This is a genomic window from Streptomyces sp. NPDC008317, from assembly GCF_042955955.1.
In the GTDB taxonomy this organism is placed as follows: Bacteria; Actinomycetota; Actinomycetes; order Streptomycetales; family Streptomycetaceae; genus Actinacidiphila.
In genome coordinates this window covers 382905-403963 of the sequence record NZ_JBIBFQ010000007.1, presented here as the reverse complement: position 1 = coordinate 403963, position 21059 = coordinate 382905, and the positions used below count along the sequence as shown (strand labels likewise).

General features: G+C 72.4%; 15 protein-coding genes and 1 pseudogene. 9 read left to right on the top strand and 7 right to left on the bottom strand.

What is annotated here, in order from left to right; all coding sequences use genetic code 11:
- Positions 1-303 precede the first annotated feature (303 nt).
- Complete coding sequence (locus tag ACFY9V_RS24415; protein ID WP_355335565.1) at positions 304-540, top strand: DUF397 domain-containing protein; 237 nt, start codon at positions 304-306, stop codon at positions 538-540.
- Positions 541-702: 162 nt separating this feature from the next.
- Complete coding sequence (locus ACFY9V_RS24410) at positions 703-1605, top strand: helix-turn-helix transcriptional regulator (RefSeq protein WP_355335562.1); 903 nt, start codon at positions 703-705, stop codon at positions 1603-1605.
- A 76-nt stretch (positions 1606-1681) separates the two neighbouring features.
- Here ACFY9V_RS24410 and ACFY9V_RS24405 read toward each other — a convergent pair whose 3' ends face one another.
- The 6 genes from ACFY9V_RS24405 to ACFY9V_RS24380 all read right to left on the bottom strand — a co-directional run bounded on the left by ACFY9V_RS24405 (position 1682) and on the right by ACFY9V_RS24380 (position 9091).
- Positions 1682-2494, bottom strand: coding sequence for an SAM-dependent methyltransferase (locus ACFY9V_RS24405; protein ID WP_355335559.1), 813 nt, complete (start codon positions 2492-2494; stop codon positions 1682-1684).
- 167 nt (positions 2495-2661) lie between these two features.
- Entirely contained in the window at positions 2662-3060 is a 399-nt protein-coding gene (locus ACFY9V_RS24400) for a DUF779 domain-containing protein (protein ID WP_355335786.1), read from the bottom strand.
- Positions 3061-3253: 193 nt separating this feature from the next.
- Entirely contained in the window at positions 3254-4393 is a 1140-nt protein-coding gene (locus ACFY9V_RS24395) for a cation diffusion facilitator family transporter (protein ID WP_391162889.1), read from the bottom strand.
- Positions 4394-4498: 105 nt separating this feature from the next.
- Positions 4499-6313, bottom strand: coding sequence for an amino acid permease (locus ACFY9V_RS24390; RefSeq protein WP_391162888.1), 1815 nt, complete (start codon positions 6311-6313; stop codon positions 4499-4501).
- 205 nt (positions 6314-6518) lie between these two features.
- Positions 6519-7490 (bottom strand): aldo/keto reductase, encoded by a 972-nt coding sequence (locus ACFY9V_RS24385; RefSeq protein WP_391162887.1) that lies wholly within the window; start codon positions 7488-7490, stop codon positions 6519-6521.
- A gap of 179 nt (positions 7491-7669) precedes the next feature.
- Entirely contained in the window at positions 7670-9091 is a 1422-nt protein-coding gene (locus ACFY9V_RS24380) for a ricin-type beta-trefoil lectin domain protein (protein ID WP_391162886.1), read from the bottom strand.
- Positions 9092-9528: 437 nt separating this feature from the next.
- Between ACFY9V_RS24380 and ACFY9V_RS24375 the strand changes: the two genes are divergently transcribed.
- The 7 genes and pseudogenes from ACFY9V_RS24375 to ACFY9V_RS24345 all read left to right on the top strand — a co-directional run.
- Complete coding sequence (locus ACFY9V_RS24375) at positions 9529-9828, top strand: WXG100 family type VII secretion target (RefSeq protein WP_188285763.1); 300 nt, start codon at positions 9529-9531, stop codon at positions 9826-9828.
- A 77-nt stretch (positions 9829-9905) separates the two neighbouring features.
- Positions 9906-14327: an FtsK/SpoIIIE domain-containing protein gene (locus ACFY9V_RS24370; RefSeq protein ID WP_391162885.1), complete on the top strand. Its 4422-nt coding sequence runs from the start codon at positions 9906-9908 to the stop codon at positions 14325-14327.
- Positions 14327-14605, top strand: a complete 279-nt coding sequence (locus ACFY9V_RS24365; RefSeq protein ID WP_355335544.1) for a hypothetical protein — start codon at positions 14327-14329, stop codon at positions 14603-14605. Before ACFY9V_RS24370 ends, ACFY9V_RS24365 begins: the two co-directional genes overlap by 1 nt.
- 74 nt (positions 14606-14679) lie before the next feature.
- Entirely contained in the window at positions 14680-16110 is a 1431-nt protein-coding gene (locus tag ACFY9V_RS24360) for a hypothetical protein (RefSeq protein WP_391125461.1), read from the top strand.
- Positions 16111-16124: 14 nt separating this feature from the next.
- Positions 16125-16853: a hypothetical protein gene (locus ACFY9V_RS24355; protein ID WP_391051226.1), complete on the top strand. Its 729-nt coding sequence runs from the start codon at positions 16125-16127 to the stop codon at positions 16851-16853.
- On the top strand, positions 16850-17575 hold the full coding sequence (locus ACFY9V_RS24350; protein ID WP_391162884.1) for a hypothetical protein: 726 nt from the start codon (positions 16850-16852) through the stop codon (positions 17573-17575). The genes ACFY9V_RS24355 and ACFY9V_RS24350 overlap by 4 nt, the downstream gene beginning before the upstream one ends.
- 46 nt (positions 17576-17621) lie before the next feature.
- Positions 17622-18056: pseudogene (locus ACFY9V_RS24345) on the top strand (LuxR C-terminal-related transcriptional regulator); the annotation flags it as partial.
- 19 nt (positions 18057-18075) lie between these two features.
- Here ACFY9V_RS24345 and ACFY9V_RS24340 read toward each other — a convergent pair.
- Positions 18076-21012, bottom strand: a complete 2937-nt coding sequence (locus tag ACFY9V_RS24340; RefSeq protein WP_391162883.1) for a BTAD domain-containing putative transcriptional regulator — start codon at positions 21010-21012, stop codon at positions 18076-18078.
- Positions 21013-21059 lie beyond the last annotated feature (47 nt).

Sequence of the window (21059 nt, the reverse complement as noted above, 5' to 3'; positions counted from 1 at the left end):
TCTCCTGGGTACGGTCGGCCGGTCCGGTCGTACGGGGGCCGTTGGACTGTCGTCGGGAGTACAGCAGAGCCGTACGCGACGGACAACCGGTTTTGTCCGCGTACGAGGGCGTCCGTGCCTCGTCCTCCGCCGTTTCTTCACGTACTGGTGGGGCTCAGGAGTCTCGATCACACCTCCGTTGTCAGTATCATCAGCGGGACGACTTTGGATGCAATTGCATCTGGAATTGCATCCGCAGTTGCGGTCGCGGGCATGCTTGTGACTGCGAGCGATCGAGTACAACTCACAGAGGAGTGGTGCCGGATGAAGCAGTTCGACAACGGAGTGCGGGCGGACGAGATCCCGGGTGTCGAGTGGGTCAAGAGCGGGCGGAGCAATCAGAGCGGCAACTGCGTCGAGGCGGCCAAACTGCCTGATGGCGGCGTTGCCTTCCGCAACTCCCGTGACCCGCACGGTCCCGCGCTCGTCTACACGCACGACGAGATGGTCGCCTTCATCGGTGGCGCCAAGGACGGGGACTTCGACTTCCTCACCGCGTGAGGCGGTTACGCTCAGGCGCGTCCGTCTGAGTGAATGACGACAAGAACAGTTGACGGCTGAGCGCGACGGCGTGAAGTCGGGAATTCGTGACTCCGGTAGGGGCGCGACAGCGCGCCTCGCAGTGCAATACTGGCGTGCGTCCAGTTTCTACCGGGAGCCCGCATGTCCGCTCAGCCGCAACTCGTATCACCGCTGCAACTGCTGGAGCGCCGCCCGGACATGGGCGCCAAGGCGTTGGCACGTGTGCTCGGCAACTATCTGCGTGCCCTGCGCGAGGCCGCCGGGGTCAGCCCGGCACAGGCCGGAGAGCGTATCCGTGGCCACGCCTCGAAGATCAGCCGCATGGAGACGGCGCACGTCTCCCTCAAGTTAAGGGACGTCGACGATCTCCTCGCGCTCTACGGCGTCGCGGAGCAGGAACGGGCGGAGATCGCCTTCCTGGTCCAGCGCTCGGCCAAGCCCGAATGGTGGCAGCCGTACGGCGAGGTCGTTCCCGACTGGCTCCAGGGCCTGATCGGTCTGGAGCGCGACGCCCACGTGATCCGTACCTACGAGACGCAGTTCGTGCCCGGCCTGCTCCAGACGCCCTCGTACGCGCAGGCGGTCGTGCGCAGCGGCCACCGGCTCGCCTCGCCCGAAGAGGTCGAGCGGCGCGTGGAGTTGCGGCTGGAACGCCAGCGCAGGATGGCGGAGCCCGGCGCTCCCGTGCTGTGGGCCCTGATCGACGAGGGCGTGCTGCACCGCCCGGTCGGCGGTCCCGCGGTGATGCGCGAGCAGTTGGAGTATCTGCTGGTGGTGCTGCGCCAGCCCGGTGTGCGGCTCCAGATCGCCTCCTGGTCGGCGAGCGCGGCGGCGACGCCCGGCTCCGCGGTCACGTATCTGCGGTTCGCCCAGGGCTTCCTGCCCGACGTGGTCTATCTGGAGCACATGACGAGCGCGATGTACCTGGACCGGCTGGAAGAGCTGGACAAGTACCGTGCCGCGCTCGATGAGTTGAGCGCGCTGGCGGCGACGCCGGTGGAGAGCCGCGTGCTGCTGGAAGAGGCGCTGAAGCGCTACAAGTAGAGCGGCCCCCGAGAACGACGCCGGCCCGCATCCCCCCTCGCCGGGGGTGCGGGCCGAAGCTCTGCCGTGGGCGTTGCTACACGCGGGCCACGCCGCCGTACTCGATCCATTCCTTGCTGGGCTGCTTGAGGCCGAGGTCGCTGTCGGGGCGCCAGGTGGAGACCTCCACCAGGCCCGGCTCGATGATCTCGTAGCCTTCGAGGAAACCGGCGAGGTCGCTGGGCTTGCGCACCTCACCCCAGTGGCCGCCGGTGGACTGGTCCATGAACTCGGTGACGAACCGGCGGGTCTCGGGGTCGTCGCTGACGAGCTGACAGACCACCAGGAAGCTTCCCTTGGGCAGCTTTTCGGCGACGCGCCGGACGACGCCCGCAGGGTCGTCGGTGTCGCGGATGCAGTGCAGCACCGACACGAAGAGCGCGGCGACCGGCTCGTTGAGGTCTATCAGCCGCGTCAGTTCTTCGTGCTGCCAGATGCTCTCGGTGTCGCGGAAGTCCGCCTGGATCACCGAGGTGTTCTCGTTCTGCTGGAGCAGCGCGCGGCCGTGGGCGAGCACGATCGGGTCGTTGTCGACGTACACCACGCGGGCGTCGGGGTTGATGCGCTGCACGATCTCGTGCACATTGTCCTGCGTCGGCAGACCGGAGCCGTGGTCCACGAACTGCTTGATGCCGTAGTCCTCCGCGAGCCTGCGCACCACCCGGCGCAGGAACTGACGGTTGTTCAGGGCCAGGATCTTCATGCTGGGGACCTGGAGGAGTAATTGCTCCGTGGCCTCGCGGTCGGCCGGGTAGTTGTCCTTCCCGTCCAGCAAGTAGTCGTACATGCGTGCCACAGCGGGCACCGTCACATCTATCTTGTCGGAAAGCGGTGCGTCCCGGTGCTCCATCGGGCCCCTCACGGTGGTTCGTTGATCGAAAGCTGCGGTGACGACTTCCATCCTAGGGAGACGTGATCGTCCGGTCGAGAGCGCAGACCAGGAGGTTGTGCCGGACGCGCGGCCCGGCTCCGGTCCGGCCGTCTTCGGGCCCGGCCCGGTTCCGTGGCCGGCCGGTCCTAGCCCGCGGTCTCGGTGTCCTCGGCGTCCACGGTGTTCCCGGTGGGCAGCGGCGGCTCGGCCTCCATCCGCTCGACCTCCTCGTCCGTCATCAGCCGGGAGCGCAGGAGGAAGCGGACGCCCTCGGGGGCCTCAAGTGAGAAGCCGCTGCCGCGGCCGGGCACGACGTCCACGGTGAGGTGGGTGTGGCTCCAGTACGCGTACTGGCTCGCGCTCATCCAGAACGGGGTGTCCCCGGCGACCCGGCCGAGCAGGACGTCCGCGCCGCCCACCCGGAACTCACCGCGCGGGTAGCACATCGGTGAGCTGCCGTCGCAGCAGCCGCCGGACTGATGGAACATCAGGGGGCCGTGCCGCCGGGCCAGTTGGTCGACCATCGCTTCGGCGGCCGGGGTCATTTCGACGCGCCCCACGGGACGTCCGGGCGAGGCGGGGCCGGGCAAGGCCGTGTCAGACCGTGCGGTATCGGACCTGGTGGCGTCCATCACGGGGCTCCCATCCGCCGATCGCCGGATGCGTCGGCGTTCTCGTACCAGCCTCCCGCCCGCGACGGCTTTCGTCCAGGGACGGGACCGCGCCCGGCGCCGGGCGTCAGACGGGCTGGTGGTGGGCGAGGAGCGCGTGCGGGTCCCCGGCGCCGTGGACGTGGGCACCGGCCGGGGCGTGGTCGATGTGGACGGTCGCGGCCCGCAGCCGCGGCACGGCGTGCAGCAGCGCGTGCTCGGCCCGCACGGCGACGGCGTGCGCCGCGACGACGCTGATGCCGGGGTCGACCACGACCGCGGCCTCGGCCCGCAGCGCGTGCCCGATCCACCGCATCCTGACCGGCCCGACCCCCTCCACCCCCGGCACCGCGCCGAGCGCCCGCTCGGCCCGGTCGACCAGCTCGGGGTCGACGGCGTCCATCAGCCGCCGGAACACCCCGCGCGCCGCGTCCCGCAGCACCGCCAGGATCGCCACGGTGATCAGCAGCCCCGCGACCGGGTCCGCGAGGCGCCACCCCAGGGCCGTACCGGCGGCGCCCAGCAGGACCGCGAGGGAGGCGAAGCCGTCGGTACGGGCGTGCAGGCCGTCGGCGACCAGGGCCGCGGAGCCGATGTCGCGCCCGACGCGGATCCGGTATCCGGCCACCCACTCGTTGCCCACGCATCCGGCCAGCGCCGCACCGGACACCGCCCACAGGTGGGTGACCGTACGCGGATCGAGCAGCCGGTCCACCGCCGTCCAGGCCGCGAAGGCGCTCGACGCGGCGATGGCCAGCAGGACGGCGACCCCGGCCAGATCCTCGGCCCGCCCGTAGCCGTACGTATAGCGGCGGTTGGCGGCCCGGCGCCCGAGGACGAAGGCGATGCCCAGCGGCGCCGCCGTCAGCGCGTCCGCCGCATTGTGCACGGTGTCGCCCAGCAGCGCCACCGACCCGGACACCGCGACGATCAGCGCCTGGACGAGCGCGGTCGCGCCCAGCACCGCGAGCGACACCCACAGCGCCCGCATCCCGCGCGCCGACGACTCCAGTGCCGCGTCCACGCTGTCCGCCGCCGCGTGCGAATGGGGCCGCAGGAGATGTCCGAGCCGGTGCCGCAGCCGCGATCCGGGGTGCGTACGACCGCCCGTCACGTGTGCGTGGCCGTGCGCCCGGTCAGGGCCGTGGCCGTGGTCGTCGGCATGGTCGTGGTCGTGTGGGTGACCGGCGCCGTGCGCCTCGCCGTGGGTGTGCTCAGTCCCCGCCATGTCGGACACCGTGGCACACGGAACCCCTTGCGGCCACTCCCGAAATACCACCTGTGACCAGCTGCGACGCCCTCGCAACAGCCCCGGCTGGGCGACAGGGGCCGCTCACAGGCTCAGCCGGTACGGAATCGTGCACACCACGACGTCGGTACGGGCTCTGAGCGCGGAGGCCAGCAGCAGGCCCCGCTGATTCTGGAGGATCTGGTAGCGCCGGTGGCGCGGCACCACCTCGGGGATGAGGACGGAGACGTGCTGCCCCTTGGCCACCTCGCGCTCGACGTAGGAGACGATCGGCTGCACCAGCGAACGGTGCGGGCTCTCCACGATGTCCAGCCGTACGCCCGGATTCCAGCGGTCCCAACTCTCCCGCAGGGCGCGGGCCTTGTCGGGGTCGCCCTGCACGGCGACGGCGACGACGGCGGTGCCGAGGTTGAGGGCCGCCGTCAGCGCCTGCTGGGTGAGCCTGCTGACCTCGCCGACCGGCACGATCACCAGGGACACGGTGCGCCGGACCGGCGGCGGGACCTCACCGAGCCCCAACTCCTTCCCGACCTCGGTGTAGTAGCGCTGGATACGGGCGAACAGCAGCATCAGCAGCGGCACGGTGACCACCACCACCCAGGCCCCGGCGAGGAATTTGTCGGCGAGCAGGACGGCGGCGGCGATCGCCGTCAGCACCGCGCCGAAGCCGTTGAGCGTCGCGCGCTGGCGCCAGCCGCGGGGACGCTCCCCGCGCCAGTGCCGTACGAGGCCGATCTGGCTGATGGTGAAGCCGATGAACACGCCGATCGCGAACAGCGGCAGCATGCGGTGGGTGTCGGCGTCCACGGCGATCAGCAGCAGCGCGGCGAGCAGCGCGAGGGCGCCCACGCCCCAGCGGTACACCGGGCGCTCCGTGCGCAGACCGAACAGGTGGGGCAGCCGGTGGTCGCGGGCCAGCAGGCTCATCAGGACCGGCAGCCCGCCGAAGCTGGTGTTGGCGGCCAGCGCCAGTGCCAGGGTGACGACGAGATTCGTCGCGTCGTACGGCCAGCCGGTCCCGAAGGAGCCCGCGGTGAGCTGCGCCAGGACGGTCACGTCGCCGCGCGGCGCCACATGGTCGCGGCGGATCAGCACCGCGAGCCCGACCAGCATCAGCGCGAGCAGGCCGCCCAGCATCAGCTCGGTGCGCTGCGCCCGCCTGACCCGCGGGTCGCGGAAGGCGGGCACCCCGTTGGCGATGGCCTCCACGCCGGTCAGCGAGGAGCAGCCGGCCGAGAACGCCTTCAGGAGCAGCAGCAGCCCCAACGACTCGGTGATGTGCACGGGTTGGGGAGTGCCGACGACGGCCACGGGGTGCGAGCGCACCAGGCCGAAGACGATGATCCCGAGGACGCTCGCGATGAACAGCGCCGTCGGCAGCATCAGCACCCGGGCGCTCTCGGCCACGCCCCGCAGATTCACGGCCGTGAGCACGGCGAGCCCGAGCAGACACACCGGCAGCAGATGCGGCGCGAGGGAGGGGTAGGAGGAGGCGAGGCTCGCGGCGCCCGCGGCGAGGCTGACGGCGACGGTGAGCACGTAGTCGACGACGAGGCTCGCGGCGGCGAGCAGACTGATGCCCTGCCCCAGGTCCTTCTTCGCCACCGCGTACGCGCCACCGCCGTCCGGGTGCACGGCGATGACCTGCCCGTACGAGACCACCAGCACCGCGAGCAGCCCGGCGATCACCAGCGTCACCGGCAGTGTCGCGCTGAGCGCCCCGGAACCGGCGGCGATCAGGACCAGCACGATCGCCTCGGGGCCGTACGCGACCGAGCTGAGCGCGTCCAGCGACAGTGCCGCCAGCCCTTCGATGCTGGTCAGGTGCTGCTTGTCCCCCTCGCCCGGCCGCAGGGGGACTCTCGGCCGCAGTTCGCGGCGGGCCAGACCGAAGGTCATCGGTACCTCGGGGTGCAGGGGACGACACGCGGGGACGCGTCATGCCCAGTCTGACGGACCGTCACCGGAGGACGGCTGAGGCGCGGCCGTGGACCCCCGAGCGGCCGTGGACCCCCGAGCGGCCGTCGCACCACGGCCGGGCGTCGCCTCCCCGGCGGGGTGTCGCTCGCTCCCGTGCGGCCCGTCAGTCGTGCGGCGGCGGGGGTCAGCGCTCCATCATGCGCATCTGGGCCTCGTTGTGGGTGTCTCCCGCGGCCGGGGGGAGGCTGCTGAGCCTGTCGAGCTGTTCCGCGCTGAGCCGGACGGCGTCGGCGGCGGAATTCTCCTCGACGCGGGTGACACGCCGGGTGCCGGGGATGGGCGCGATGTCGTCGCCCTGGGCCAGCAGCCAGGCAAGCGCGACCTGCGCCGGGGTGGCGTCGATCTCGGCGCCGACGGCGGCGACCTCGTCGGCCAGCCGCAGATTGTGCTGGAAGTTCTCCTTCGTGAACCGGGGGTTGTCAGCCCGGAAGTCGTCGGCGTCGAACTGGTCGGTGGAGCGGATCGCGCCGGTCAGGAAGCCGCGCCCGAGGGGTGAGAAGGGCACGAAGCCGATGTTCAGCTCGCGCAGCACCGGCAGCACGCGCGCCTCGGGGTCGCGGGTGAACAGGGAGTACTCCGACTGGACGGCCGTGACCGGGTGGACGGCGTGGGCGCGGCGGATGGTCTCCGGGCCGGCCTCGGACAGGCCGATGTGCCGGATCTTGCCCTCGGCGACCAGTTCGGCGAGCGCCCCGACGGTGTCCTCGATCGGGGTGCCGGGGTCGACCCGGTGCTGGTAGTACAGGTCGATGCGGTCGGTGCCCAGCCGGGTCAGCGAGCCCTCGACGGCGGCGCGGATGTTCGCGGGAGTGCTGTCCGCGCCCTGGCGGCCGGTGTGCGAGATCAGCCCGAACTTCGTGGCCAGCACGACCTCGTCGCGGCGGCCCCTCAGCGCGCGGCCGACAAGCGTTTCGTTGGTGTAGGGGCCGTAGACCTCGGCGGTGTCGATGAACGTGACGCCCAGTTCCAGGGCGCGGTGCAGCGTACGGACCGACTCCGTGTCGTCGGTTCCCGCGCCGGTGTAGGCGTGGGACATGCCCATCGCGCCCAGGCCGATCCGGGCAACGTCCAGGTCACGCAGGGTGATGTGCTTCATCGCTTCTTCTCTCCTGGCGGACGGCGGCGATCTTGTCCTGTCCGGCCAAGCCTGCCTCTTCCCGCCCGCCGACGACAGGCCGGGACAGGCGGAGGGCCGACAGCGGGGGTGTGACAGGGCCCCTGTCCGCCGCCCGGCCATCGCGGCGGCCGGGCGGCGGAGAGGGGCCGAGGTTCGGGTCAGGGCCGTTTGAAGGCTTCGGGGCCGCCCGCGCCGCAGGGGGCCAGACGGACGCCGGTGCCGTTGTCGACCTCGCTCAGGCACAGGGCCGCGTGAGCGGAGTAGACGGTGCTGCCGCGCAGCGAGAACTTCTGCGCGACGTTGCCGCTGCAATTCGCGACCTGGACGACCGTGCCGGGGGCGGTCCCGCCCCAGGCGGCGTCCATGCACAGGTCGTTGGCGCGGATGGTCCCGTCGGGGCTGATGTGCCACCGCTGGACGAGGCTGTCGTCGCACGCCGCGAGCGCCAGCGGGGTGCCGTCCGTACCCGCGCCCGCGGTGAGGCACTTGCCGGTCGCCGCGTTCTTCAGCGGAGCCCCCGGCGGCTTCGGCGCGTTGGCCGCCGACGCCGGTCCCGAGGCCGGCGCGGACCCGGGCGGTACGGACGCGGGCGGCGCCGAGCCCGGCGCGGCACCGGACGGCGAGGCCGCCGACGGCGACGGACCGGCCGTGGTCGGCGCGGGCGCCGTCGTGGTGTCGGAGGCGTGCGCGACGGTGGTCGAGGGCGAGGAGGAGCCGTGCAGCGCGAGCCCGAGCCCGACCCCCGCGAGGCAGAGCACGGCGACCGACGCGACGACGACCCGGCCCCGGGTGACGACGGGTTTGGTCCGCGGGCCGGGCTCGGCGGGCCTCCCGGCCGTGCGGCCGACGGGAATGTCGTCGCCTTCCTGGGGCGGGGGCAACTCCGCGTCCGGGTCGAGCCGGTGCGCGACCCGCTCGTCCAGCAGGCCGGTGTCCACGACGCCGGCCGAGTCGATGGTGAAGCGCCAGCGGGGCTGATCGGTGCGGCCGACGACGACGACCGTCCACCGGCCGTCCGGGTCGTCGGCCAGCCGCTGGAAGCGTTCGCGGTCCCGGCCGCCGGGCGAGCCGCCCAGCAGCAGCACCCCGCCCGCCTCGTCCTCCAGCGCCGCGTCGGTGTCGGCCGGGTCCTGCGGCTCGGCCGGCGCCCCCGCGCCGGGGACCGGTTTGAAGCCGACGCGGACCACGCGCACCTCGCGGGACCAGGGGCTGGCGGCCAGTTCGCGGGCCCAGTCGTGGGCCAGGGCCCGCGCCTGCCGGGCGTCGCCCTCCAGACCGATGAGCCCGCCGACCTCGCCGAGGTTGAGCAGCACGAAGCCCTTGCCGGTGTTGCCGAGCGGGACCAGCCGCGGATACGGCTCCGACAGCGACTCCGCCACGCTCGCGCTCTGGAGCCAGCGCAACTGGGCGTGCCAGGTCCGCCCGTCCTGGTCCGCGGTCCACCCGGCCGGTGGCCGCTGATCGGGCGTCCTGAGGTGGAACCAGACGGTCTCGGGCCCGACGACCACCACATGGGCCACCGGAACGGCACGGTTCTCGCGGTCGCAAGCGGTGGCCAGGACGCGGATGACCCGGTCCACGGTCCACAGACCGTGATCGGCACGCGGCGCCGAACCCGGTCGCTGCCCGGACCTTCGCGACCGGCGCAGCCGGGCGCTCCAGTCGGTGCGGCGAGGAAGGCGATCGGCGGATCGGGACGGGGGTGTCACCTGTGTCTCCTTCACTCACGTCTTCACTCGCGTCCGCCCACGCCGTCAGCACGTTCACTCACGTCGTCACAGAAACGGTCGCGCCGCGCCCGCGGTGTGCCGCGCACGCTGTGTCCTGTGAACGGTGGTAGCCCGCCACGGGGGTGTCAACGCCGGGCGCGGGGCGGCGGCGCCCCCTTGGGCCCAGGGGCCCAAGGTCGCCCGCGAGCCCTGGACCAGGCGTCGGAGCCGTTCCTAGCATCGACCGCGTCCGGGCCCGGCGTGCCGCCGCGTACCGGCAAGCCCGGCAACGTCAGAAGGGACGCACGATGACGAATCTGAACATCACGTATCAGGAGATGTCGGACAGCGCGAGCAAGATGCGCAACAACAAGGCCGACATCGACCAGAAGCTCACCGAGTGCAAGAACATCGTCGACAACCTCACCGGCTCGGGGTTCGTCACCGACCAGGCGTCCGGCAGGTTCGACGAGGTGCACACCGAATTCGTCACGTCGGCCAACCAGGCCATGGAGACGCTGGACCAGTTGTCGCAGTGGCTCGACAAGGCCGTGGACGCGATGCAGGACATGGACACCCAGCTCGCCAGCTCGCTCAACCAGAAGTAGCGGGCCGCGGCCGGTCCACCGGCGCCGCCCGCACCCCGCGCCGGGCGTGCGGGCGTCCGATCCACGAGGGGGGAACCATGCCCATGATGATCACCATCGCCCGATCCCCCGACTGGTCGGCCGACGTCGCGGTGGACGCCGATCCCACCACCCCGCTCCGCGATGTCGTCAAGAATCTGCTGGACAGTCTCGACGGGTCGCGGCCTCCGGCGCTCGGTGGCCCGGCGGAGGCGGCGGTCTACCTCGCCGACCAGCCGCTCGACCTCTCGCTGCCCCTGGCCGGCAGCGGCATCCACGACGGCACCGTGCTCTGGCTCGACCGGCCCGGACCCGCGGAGACCCCGCCCGTCGGCCTGGTGACCGTCCGGGCCGTCGCGGGCGCGGGCGCGGGACGGATCTGGTTCCTCGGCGCGGGCGAGTACCGCGTCGGATCGGGCGCCGACTGCCAGGTCGACGTGGGCGGCGGGCCGCCGGTGGCCGCCGTCGTCCGGATCTCCCTCGACGCCTCGGTACGGGTGCGCGCCGTCGGGCACTCCGCGCTGCTCGACCGCGTCGCCCTGCCCGACCACGACGTGGCCTGGCCGGAGACGGTCCAACTCCTGGTCGGGGAGACCTTCCTGGAGGCGCACCCCCTGCTGCGCCCCGACGCCGTCGTCGAGCCCTCGCCCGACGGCGAGTACCTCGACTACAACCGCCCTCCCCGGCTGCTTCCCCCCGTGCAGCACACCGTGTTCCGGCTGCCGTCCCAGCCCAGGCCGCCCTCCCTGAACGCGCTTCCGTGGCTGACCGCGGCCCTGCCCGCCGTCCTCGGCAGCCTCATCGCGGTGATGTTCCACAACCCCATGTTCCTGATGATGGCGGCGATGTCGCCGGTCATGATGCTCGGGAGCTGGTTCACCGGACGGCGGCAGGGCCGGATCAGCCACCGCCGCCAAGTGGCCGAGTACGGAGCCCAGTTGGAGGCGACCGAGGCCGAGATCGCGACGGCGCTCGAACAGGAGCGCCGCGACCGCCGCGCCGCGAGCCCCGACCCCGCCGAACTGCTCGTCATCGCCACCGGCCCGCGGTCCCGGCTCTGGGAACGCCGCCGCACCGACCCCGACCACCTGCTGGTCAGGGTCGGCATCGCCGACCTGCCCACGGCCATCGCCGTCGAACAGGGCGACGGCACGCGGCGCGGCCGGGACCTGCGCGCGGCCCCCGACGTACCGGCCGCCTTCTCCATCGCGGAGGCCGGAGTCGTCGGCGTCGTGGGACCCGAGGGCTGGCCGCGGCACATGGCGCGCTGGCTGACCGGACAGCTCGCCGTCCTCCAGAGCCCCCGCGACGTGCAGTTGTACATCCTGACCGACCCGGCGGGCGAGTCCCTGTGGGAGTGGGCCGCCTGGCTGCCGCACTCCCGGCCGCTGCTGGGCCAGCAGGCCCTGTCCCTGATGGGCGCCGACGCCGAGACCCTCGGCCGCCGGGTCGCGGAACTGAGCGAACTCATCCACGTACGCCAGCAGGCCCGGCTCAACGCCGGGGTCGGCGCCGCGTTCGCGGATCCCGACGTCGTCGTGCTGATGGACGGCGCCCGGCGGCTGCGGGCGCTGCCCGGAGTGGTGGCGATCCTCCAGGAAGGCCCCGCGGTCGGCGTCTACAGCATCTGCGTGGACGCCGACGAGCGGACACTGCCCGAGGAGTGCGCGACCGTCGTCATCGGCGGCGGCTCGCGGCCGGCCACCCTGCGCAGACAGCGCGCCGCGCAGGTCGACGGCATCGTCTCCGACGAGGTCCCGGAGAGCTGGTACGCCTCGGCCGGACGCAGACTGGCGCCGCTGCGCGACGTCAGCGAGAACCAGGGCGACGCCGCCCTGCCCGCCTCCGCGCGGCTGCTGGAGATCCTGGGCCTCGAAGAGCCGACCCCCGCGGCGATCGCCGCCCGCTGGCGTTCCTCCGGCCGTGGCACCAAGGCCGTCGTCGGCTACTCGCTCAACGGGCCGTTCGCCCTGGACCTGGTCAACCACGGCCCGCACGGACTCGTGGCGGGCACCACGGGCTCGGGCAAGTCCGAGTTCCTGCAGAGCCTGGTGGCCTCGCTGGCCGTCGCCAACCGCCCGGACGCCATGACCTTCGTCCTGGTCGACTACAAGGGCGGCGCCGCGTTCAAGGACTGCGTCGACCTGCCCCACACCGTCGGCCTGGTGACCGACCTCGACCCGCACCTCGTCGAGCGGGCCCTGACCTCGCTGAGCGCCGAACTCACCCACCGCGAGCACCAGTTGGCGGCGGCGGGCGCCAAGGACCTGGAGGACTACCTCGATTACGCGGGCCGCAGGCCGGAACTGCCCCCCATTCCCCGACTGGTCATCGTCATCGACGAGTTCGCCTCGATGGCGCGTGAACTGCCCGACTTCGTCACCGGCCTGGTCAACATCGCCCAGCGCGGGCGCTCTCTCGGCATCCACCTGATCCTGGCGACGCAGCGCCCGTCCGGCGTGGTGTCGGCGGAGATCCGCGCCAACACCAACCTGCGGGTCGCCCTGCGGGTGACCGACGCGGGGGAGAGCACCGACGTCATCGACGCCCGGGAGGCCGCGGCCATCACGACGGCCACGCCCGGACGGGCGTACGCGCGGCTCGGGCACAGCTCGCTGATCCCGTTCCAGACCGGCCGGGTCGGGGGCCGCCGTCCCATGGCCGACAGGACCGCCGCGACGGCCGCGCCCTTCCTGCGCCCGGTCTCCTGGCTCGACCTCGGCCTGCCCGCGCCCCAGCGTCCGCGCACCGTCGCCGAGACCGACGAGGTGACCGACCTGTCGGTCCTGGTGTCGGCCATCGGCCAGGCCAACGCCATGCTGGGCATCGCCGCGCAGCGCCGCCCGTGGCTGCCGCCGCTGCCGCTGTCCGCGGTGGTCGACCTGACGGCCGACCCGGTCCGCGGCTCCCGGCAGGACCCGTCCTTCTCATGGGCCATCCAGGACCTGCCGATGCGGCAGCGCCAGGAGACGGTGACGGTGGACCTGGCCACCTTCGGCCACCTGCACATCGTCGGCGCGCCCCGCTCGGGCCGCTCCATGGCGCTGCGCACCTTCGCCGCCGCGGCGGCCAGCCAGTCCACCGTCGCCGACCTGCACCTGTACGGGCTCGACTGCGGCAACGGCGCCCTGCTGCCGCTCACCCGGCTGCCGCACTGCGGCGCGGTGGTGCAGCGCTCGGAGACCGACCGCGCCGCCCGGCTGCTCAGGCGGCTGCACGCCGAGGTGCAGAACCGTCAACGACTGCTCGGCGAGGGCGGGTTCGCCGATGTGACCGAGCAGCGGGCGGCCCGGCCCGAGGTCGAACGGCTGCCGCACATCGTGCTGCTGCTCGACCGCTGGGAGGGGTTCATGGGCACCCTCAGCGAGTACGACAGCGGGTCGCTGACCAATCTGATCCAGACCCTGCACCGGGAAGGCGCGAGCGCCGGGGTGCACCTGGTCATCGCGGGCGACCACATGCTGCTGAGCGGCCGGATGAGTTCGCTGTGCGACGACAAGCTGGTGCTGCGGCTCTCCGACCGCAGCGACATGGGCCTGGCGGGGCTGAACTCGCGGAAGATCCCGGAGAATCTGCCGCCGGGCCGCGGCTACCGCGCGCCCAGCGCGATCGAGACCCAGGTCGGGCTGGTGGCGGACGACCCGGCGGGCCCCGCGCAGGCCGCCGCCGTGCACGCGCTGGCGGCCCGGCTCACCGAGCGCGAGGCGGGAGTCCCCAAATCGGCCCGCCCCAACCGGATCGCGGTGCTGCCCACCCAGCTCTCCTTCGACCAGGCGTGGGAGATGGTGGAGGAGACGCCGAAGCCCATGTGGGCCCTGGTGGGCGTCGCGGGCGACGACCTCGAACCCGTCGGCGCCGACCTGATGGGCGATCAGCCGACCTTCCTGGTCGCGGGACCGTCCAGGTCGGGGCGGAGCACCGCGCTGACCGTCATGACCGAGTCGCTGCTGCGCGGCGGCGTCGAGATCGTCATCGGCGCACCCATGAACTCACCGCTGCGGGCCTTCGAGGGCAGGACCGGGGTGCGCGGTGTCATCACCGCGGACGCCCCCACCGAGCAGCAGTTCTCCGATCTGCTGAACCCCGGTGACGGGCCCGTCGTCCTCGTGGTCGACGACGCCGAGACCTGGCGCGACCTGCCGTGCCGCGACTGGCTGAAGGCGTTCGTGAAGAAGGCGTCGGGAAGCAGGCGGGGCGTGGTCCTCGGCGGGGACGTCGCCTCGGTGGCGATGGGCTTCTCCGGCTGGCAGTCCGAGGTCAAGCGCAACCGGCGCGGCGTCCTGCTGTCGCCGCCCACCTTGAACGACGGCGACCTGGTGGGGGTGCGGCTGTCCCGCTCCCAGCTCGCCGCCAGGGTCGTACCGGGCTCCGCCCTGGTGCACCTGGGCAGCGGCAGCCTGCTGCCCGCCCAGATCCCGCTGCCGCCGACCGTCGGCGAGCCCGCACGCGACAACTCCGCACACGACAACAGGGAGCAGTGATGGCGGACCTTGTGGTGAAGGACCTCCAGAGCCTCGCGAGCGACCTCAGCGAGCTGATCGGTCAGTTCGAGGGAGCGCTGGACTTCCAGAACGACGACAAGGGCCTGTGGGGTCAGCTCAACGCCAACCTGTCGATGGGCGACTTCGCCGACAACTGGACCGTGCACCGTGACGCGATGGTCAAGTCCATGAAGAGCCTGCGCGACAAGGTCAACAAGGTCGACGAGGCGTGGGCGCAGGCGGACCAGCAGTTGCTGGACTCGTTCGAGGACGGCTGAGCCGATGACTGGGTCCAGGGCTGGGTTTACGGCTGAGCGCCAGGACGGCTGACGAGCGTCACAAGGAGAACCGCATGTCCATCAGAAACCTCGACTGGTCGCCACTGGACCGGCACTCGGACCCGATCCACACCGACCTCGACGTGGTGAGCGGCGCGCAGACGCGCTACCAGCACATCGCCGACACCATCGACGACGCGATCACCAAGCTCCAGCGGATCGTCGACACCGACAGCGACAGCCTGGCGGGCCAGTACGTGGAGGGCCTGAGGTCCGAGGCGACCAGCGTCAAGGACAGTCTCACCAAGGCCGCGGTGCGCTACCACGACGTCGCCGCGGAGATCAAGAAGTACGAGCCCGACCTCGAACAGGGGCTGAACGAGACGGCCGCCGCGCGCACCGACGCCGAAGAGGCCAAGAACGACCAGACCAAGGCGCACGCCATGCCCGACCCGCAGAAGCAGTCGGACGGCACTACCACCCCCGAGGAGCAGCAGAAGGGCTCCGACAAGGACAAGGCGAACGCCGACGCGGACGGGAAGCTGGCGGCGGCCAAGACGCGGCTGACCAACGCGATGGACGCGCTGAACGTCGCGGGCAAGCGCTTCGGCGACGCGGTCAACTGCAAGAAGTACGACGACGGCCTGACCGACTCCTGGAAGGACAAGCTCGACGCCGTCATGGCCAAGATCAGCCAGATCTTCGCCATCATCGGCATGATCCTCGGAGTCCTCGCGATCCTCATCCCCGGTGTGAACGCGCTGATCATCGCGGGAGTGGTGGCAGGCGCGATCACCCTGGTCGCCAACATCGTGCTGTACGCCCACGGCAAGGGCAGCCTGGTCGACGTGATCCTCGGGGCGGTCGGTCTCGGCCTCGCGGGCATCGGCGCCATCGCCTCGCTGGCCGCCAAGGGCCTGGCCAACGCGGCCAAGACGCTCGGCCAGCTGGCCGGTCGGCCCCGCCCGGTGACGACCAACCCCCCGCAACTGCACTGGGGTCCGGGCGCGCCGATCGAGCTGACCCCGATGGGGCCCGCGGCGGGCGCGGGCACCCGCACCGGGCCGAGCGTGATCGGCGGGGTGAACACCGTGCCCGGCGACTTCGTCATGCCGATCAACCCGGCCACCGGCTGGACGAACATGTCGGACTGGTTCAACAACCCCGCCACCAACTGGCTGTTGGGCAAATTCGGGGCCATCACCCCCGAACTGGGCTTCTGGGAGTCGGCGGGACTGCAGTTCAAGGGCGCCGGCGCGATGTGGGGAAAGCTGTTCACCGATCCGCTGAACTTCGCCAAGGACTGGGCGGGCGTCATCGGCGGTCTGAGCGGCTTCCGCGACCTGTCGGCCGTCATGGCGGCCATCGGCGGCAAGATCTCCCCGCTCTGGTACGTCTGGGGCGGCCTCAACGGCGCCTTCGGCATGGGCGGTCTGATCTACACCGGCGGACGCCTGGTCGGCTGGATTCCCGCGGTCAACCCGCCCGGTGTGGCCGCCTCATGACCAGGGGAGACGACATGAGCGACGACCTGGCCGCGCCGGACGGACTGCCCTGGCACTGGGAATGGGTGCCCGACATCCGGCCGGACGACGAGGAGTACGCGGCCTGGACCGCGCACATCGTGGCGCTCTTCGCCGACTGGACGTCCGAGGGCCTGGACGCGGCGCGGCTGGCCTGGCCCGCCGAGGCGGGCGTCGAATTCCCCTTCACGTCCGACATGGTGGGGCAGGGCGCCGCCGCATGGCTGCTGCACCGGGCGGGCCAACTGCCCGCCTGGTCCCGGCTCGCCTGGGGCGCGGCGTTCGTTCAGGGCAGCGCGCGCTGGGCGCCGGTCCCGGTGGTGGTGGAATTCCGCCGCCCCCGGGAGGAGGACCCCAACTACCTGATGGAGGTCGTCGGCGCCTCCGGCCGCGACGGCGACGCCCGGCAGCCGACGATCGACTACGTGACGACCCCGATCGGCGACGGAGTGCAGGTCTTCGCCCTCGGACGGACCCCGGAGGGCGCGGCGTTCGGACGCGCCGAAGCCGCGATGCGCCTGGACGTGCCGCCGGTCGGCGGCGCCGCGAGCGTCAGCTCCGACGTCGTCCTGACCACGGTCGTCTTCGAGATGGGGCTGATGGCGCTGATCAGCGCGGGCGTGGAGCAGTTGATGCAGCAGATCGCCCACGACTGCGCGCCCCCGGCCGACGGGGGCCCGGCCAGGCTCGGGTTCGCCACCACCACCGAGGGGAGCCAGCGGTGATCGACTTCGAACTCGTCCTGCCCGACGGCTGGGTGCAGATTCCCACCACGCCCGACACGACCGCGCTGCGCCGCAGGACCGTCGACGCGGTGATCCGCCACCATGTGCCGGACTCGCTGCCGCGCGACTCGGCGGGCCCGTGGCGGCGGATGCTGCGCAAGGAGCTGACGGAGGCGACGGAGGAGGCCGCGCGGCAGAACGCCCGCTCGGTGCTGCTCCCGCTCCAGGAGTTCAGCGGCGTCCGGCTGCCCGGATCGATGCTGGTCACGGTCCTGGAGAGCCAGGACGAGACCGAGGACCCGGAGAAGCTGCTGGCCTCCCTCCTCGCCGACGCCGGGGCCGACGGCACCTATCTGGAGATCGGCGGAGCCCCGGCGGTACGGGTCGCCTCGGTGGTGGACAGCAGCCGGGTAGGCCGCAAGGCGCCGTCCTGGCGGGTCTCGTACTACGTCTCGAACCCCGACGCGCCCGGCACCTGGGGGCTGCTGACCTTCACCGTGCTGACCGACGGCGACATCGACGCGGAACCCGTGCAGGCCGTCGTGCTGCTCTTCGACATGATCGTCACGACTCTGCGCTGGGCGAACCGCGTCGACGTCCCCACCCAGGACGAGGTGCTGGCCCAACTGGCCGAGATGGACCGGCCCGCGCCGGATCGGCAGCCGAACGGCTCGTCGGCCTCCGCGCGGAGCGAGCCGTCGGCCGACGCCTCCGGCGCGTGAACCGAACGCGAAGAAAGTATGAAGCGGCCCCGGCCACGCTGGTCGTATGACAGTCGTCGCCACTTCCGCGCCGATCAGCCCGACCCGGGTGCGGATCGCCATCGTGAGCCCGGACATCCTCGCCCAGATCCGCCAGGTCTTCGCCCGTAAGAACCTCGACGTGGAATTCCTGCGGATGCCCTACGTCGAGGTCGCCGTCGCCCCCGCCGCCGCGCCCGCCGTCCCGCAGGTTGGGCAGGACCCGCGCCGGCTGTGCGCGGAGTACCGGCTGAGCGCGGTCGCGGTGGAGAGCCTGCCGCCTGCGGGGCAACCGGCCCTGGAGGTAGGGCCGCACGCGCCCGCGGCCCCCGAGGACACCGCCCCCGAGGACACGGCCCCGGCCCTGTCCCGCCGTCAGCACGAAGTGATGGCCCTGGTCTCCCGAGGCGCGCGCAACGCCGAGATCGCCGCGCGCCTGCACGTGAGCGAGAAGACTGTGAAGAACCACATCAACCGGATCTTCAGGTCGCTGGGTGCCGAGAGCCGGGTCGAGGCGGTGCTGATCTGGCAGCGGGGACAGCGCGGACCGTGGGACGGTACCGATCGGCGCGCGGTCCTGGCTGCTCGGCCGGAGCTTCCTGCGGTCCCGCGTCCAGAGCGCGCAGGAACTCCGTGACGTCGCCGACCTCCTCCGCGCCCAGCTCCCTCAGGCGCGACAGCGCCCGGTCCGCGAGGGCGCGGGCGGAGTCCGGTTCCGCCCGGGCCCGCTTCACCTTGGCGAGACCGAACAGCGTCAGCGCCTCGTGGTAGTGGTCGCCGCTCGACTCGCACAGCGTCAACGCCTCCTGGAAGTACCGCAGCGCCTTCTCGTCGTGGGCGAGCCCGTACTCGGCGCCGCCCAGATTGATCAGGATGTTGGCCTCCAGCAGGACGTTCCCGCAGCGCCGTGACACCGCGAGGCCGAAGGTGCCGTACCAGAGCGAGTCCTCGAACTCGCCCAGCTCGGCGTGGAGTTCGCACAGCACGTCCAGGCAGCCCGCCTCGTAGTACTCGTGGCCGCTGTGGCGCGCCAGGTCCAGGGCCTGGCTGGCGTAGGACAGCGCGGCCCGGTACTCCTTGGCCTCACGGAGCGTGGACGCCAGATTCCCCAGCAGGCTGGTGCGCAGGACGTCGTCGCCCAGGTCCTCCAACAGCCGCAGACCGCGCCGCTGTTCGTGCACCGCGGCCTCGTTGTCCCCCAACCGGGAGTAGGCCACGCCCAGATGGTTGAGCAGCACCGCCTGGGCCCGCCGGTCCCCGACCATCTCGGTGCTGCGCACCCCGAGCCGCAGCACCTCGACCCAGTCCTTGGTCTGCCCGGCCGCGTAGAAGTAGTCGAAGAGCAGATAGGCCAACTGCCACGCCTCGTCGTGGCAGCCGATGCGCTGCGCGGTGCGCAGGAGCGGGGAGATGTTGTCCCACTCCTGCACGCACCAGGTCACCAACTCCTTCTGGTCGGCGAAGCGCAGCGGCGCGTGCGGGGCCACCGGGTCGAGGGTGAAGGGGAGTTTGACCGCGTTGGACTTGTAGTCCTGCGTGAGGGTCCGCACATACCAGTGCAGCACCCTGCGCAGCGCCCCCTTGCGGGACTCGGCGCTCTCGCCGTCGCCGGAGACCTCCTCGGCGTAGATACGGGTCAGGTCGTGCATCCAGTAGCCGTTGCCGGTGGTCTCCATCAGGTGCTGCGCGGCGAGATTGCGCAGCGCGGCGGCGGCCACCGGCGCCGGGACGTCCAGCAGCGCGGTGGCCGCCTCCGCGCGGATGCTCACGCCGGGGAACAGCCCCAGCGTGCGGAAGGCGTGCGCCGCCCGCGCGTCCAGCCGGGCGTAGGACCAGGAGAGCACGCCGCGCACCGAGTACAGCTCGTCGTCCGGGATCTGGAGCGCGTCGAGCCGGTACCGCACGTCCTCCAACTCGGCCGCCAGGTCGGCGATCCGCACCTGGGACGACCCGGAGGTCACCTGCTCCGAGGCGATCCGCAGGGCCAGCGGCAGGCGGTCGCACAGCTCGGCCAGCCGCCGGGCCGCGGGCAGTTCGGCGCCGACCCGCGCGTCCCCGATCGAGGTGCGCAGCATGCTCAGCGACTCGTCGGCGGTGAGCGGGGAGAGCGTCTCGCGGTGCGCCGAGTACCGCACCGCGAGGCCGCTGAGCCGGTTGCGGCTGGTCACGATGACGAAGGAGGGGCCGTCGCCCGGCAGCAGGTCCTCGACCTGGTCGGCCGACTCGGCGTTGTCCAGCACGATGAGCATGCGCTTGTCCCGGACGATGCTGCGCCACAGCGCGACCCGCTCCTCCTGGTCGGTCGGGACCGTCCCCGCGTGCGAGGAGGCGAGCAGGTGGTGCAGGGCGTCGGCGGGGGAGCGGGCCGGGCGCTTGGGGTCGAAGCCGCGCAGGTTCACATACAACTGGCCGTCCGGGTACGCGTCGGCCAGCAGGTGGGCGCACCGCACCGCCAGCGCGGTCTTGCCCACGCCCCCGACCCCGACGACCATCACGATCCGCGGCGGCGCGGCCGCGCCCCCGCCGTCGGGCGCGGCGTCCCGCGCCGCGTCCAGCACCCGGCGCACCGCGTCCTCCCGGCCGATGAAGTCGGCGACCTCGCGCGGCAGTTGCGCGGGGCGCACCGGGGCCGCGGCGGGAGCGGGGGCGGCGGGCGCGGTGTCCGCACCGGCGCTGTCGGCCAGCAACGACGCGTACAGCGCCCGCAGTTCGGCCGACGGGTCGATGCCCAGATCCTCGGCGAGGAGCTTGCGCAGATCGTGATAGCGGGCGAGCGCGTCGGCGGTCCTGCCGCTGCGGCTCAGGGCCGTGATCAGCAGGGCGCGCAGCCGCTCGTCGTAGGGATGGTCGGCCACGTGGAGCGCCAACCGGTCGGCCGCGGCGGCGGGTTGGGCCAGTTCCAGGAGCAGTTCGGCGTGCTCCACCACCAGCCGTAACCGAAGGTCGGCCGCCCAGGCGCGGTGCTCCGCGCCGAACGGTCCCGGCAGACCGCCGAGCGCCGTGCCCGAGCGCCACAGGGCCAGCGCCTCCTCGAAGACGGTGACCGCGGCGGCCGGTTCCCGCCCGGCGGCCAGGGACCTGGCCCGCGCCGCCAGCCGCCCGGCCACCGTGACGTCGAGGCCGTCGGGGTCGAGCAGCAGCGAGTAGCCCGCCGCCGAACTCGTCAGCGGCTCACCGAGACCGTCCAGCGCCCGGCGCAGACCGGACACGTAGGTGTGCAGGCTGCCGACGGCCGTGGTCGGGGGCGACTCGCCCCACACCCCGTCGATCAGACGGTCGCGCGAGACGACCGCGTTGCCGCTCAGCGCGAGGACGGCGAAGACCGCGCGCTGCTTCGGTGGGCCGAGAGCGAGTTCCCGTCCCGCCGCGTACGCGCGCAGCGGCCCGAGCGTCTCAACCCTCAGACGACCGTTGTCCATCACGGAACTCCCAGGAGGCGGTGCCCCGGCCCCGCACGGCACGCGCG

Excerpts from the sequence above, each read along its gene's own strand:
- ACFY9V_RS24415 (WP_355335565.1), top strand. The coding sequence starts at position 304 with ATGAAGCAGTTCGACAACGGAGTGCGGGCGGACGAGATCCCGGGTGTC.
- ACFY9V_RS24410 (WP_355335562.1), top strand. The coding sequence starts at position 703 with ATGTCCGCTCAGCCGCAACTCGTATCACCGCTGCAACTGCTGGAGCGC.
- ACFY9V_RS24405 (WP_355335559.1), bottom strand. The coding sequence starts at position 2,494 with ATGGAGCACCGGGACGCACCGCTTTCCGACAAGATAGATGTGACGGTG.
- ACFY9V_RS24400 (WP_355335786.1), bottom strand. The coding sequence starts at position 3,060 with ATGACCCCGGCCGCCGAAGCGATGGTCGACCAACTGGCCCGGCGGCAC.
- ACFY9V_RS24395 (WP_391162889.1), bottom strand. The coding sequence starts at position 4,393 with ATGGCGGGGACTGAGCACACCCACGGCGAGGCGCACGGCGCCGGTCAC.
- ACFY9V_RS24390 (WP_391162888.1), bottom strand. The coding sequence starts at position 6,313 with ATGACCTTCGGTCTGGCCCGCCGCGAACTGCGGCCGAGAGTCCCCCTG.
- ACFY9V_RS24385 (WP_391162887.1), bottom strand. The coding sequence starts at position 7,490 with ATGAAGCACATCACCCTGCGTGACCTGGACGTTGCCCGGATCGGCCTG.
- ACFY9V_RS24375 (WP_188285763.1), top strand. The coding sequence starts at position 9,529 with ATGACGAATCTGAACATCACGTATCAGGAGATGTCGGACAGCGCGAGC.
- ACFY9V_RS24370 (WP_391162885.1), top strand. The coding sequence starts at position 9,906 with ATGCCCATGATGATCACCATCGCCCGATCCCCCGACTGGTCGGCCGAC.
- ACFY9V_RS24365 (WP_355335544.1), top strand. The coding sequence starts at position 14,327 with ATGGCGGACCTTGTGGTGAAGGACCTCCAGAGCCTCGCGAGCGACCTC.
- ACFY9V_RS24360 (WP_391125461.1), top strand. The coding sequence starts at position 14,680 with ATGTCCATCAGAAACCTCGACTGGTCGCCACTGGACCGGCACTCGGAC.
- ACFY9V_RS24355 (WP_391051226.1), top strand. The coding sequence starts at position 16,125 with ATGAGCGACGACCTGGCCGCGCCGGACGGACTGCCCTGGCACTGGGAA.
- ACFY9V_RS24340 (WP_391162883.1), bottom strand. The coding sequence starts at position 21,012 with ATGGACAACGGTCGTCTGAGGGTTGAGACGCTCGGGCCGCTGCGCGCG.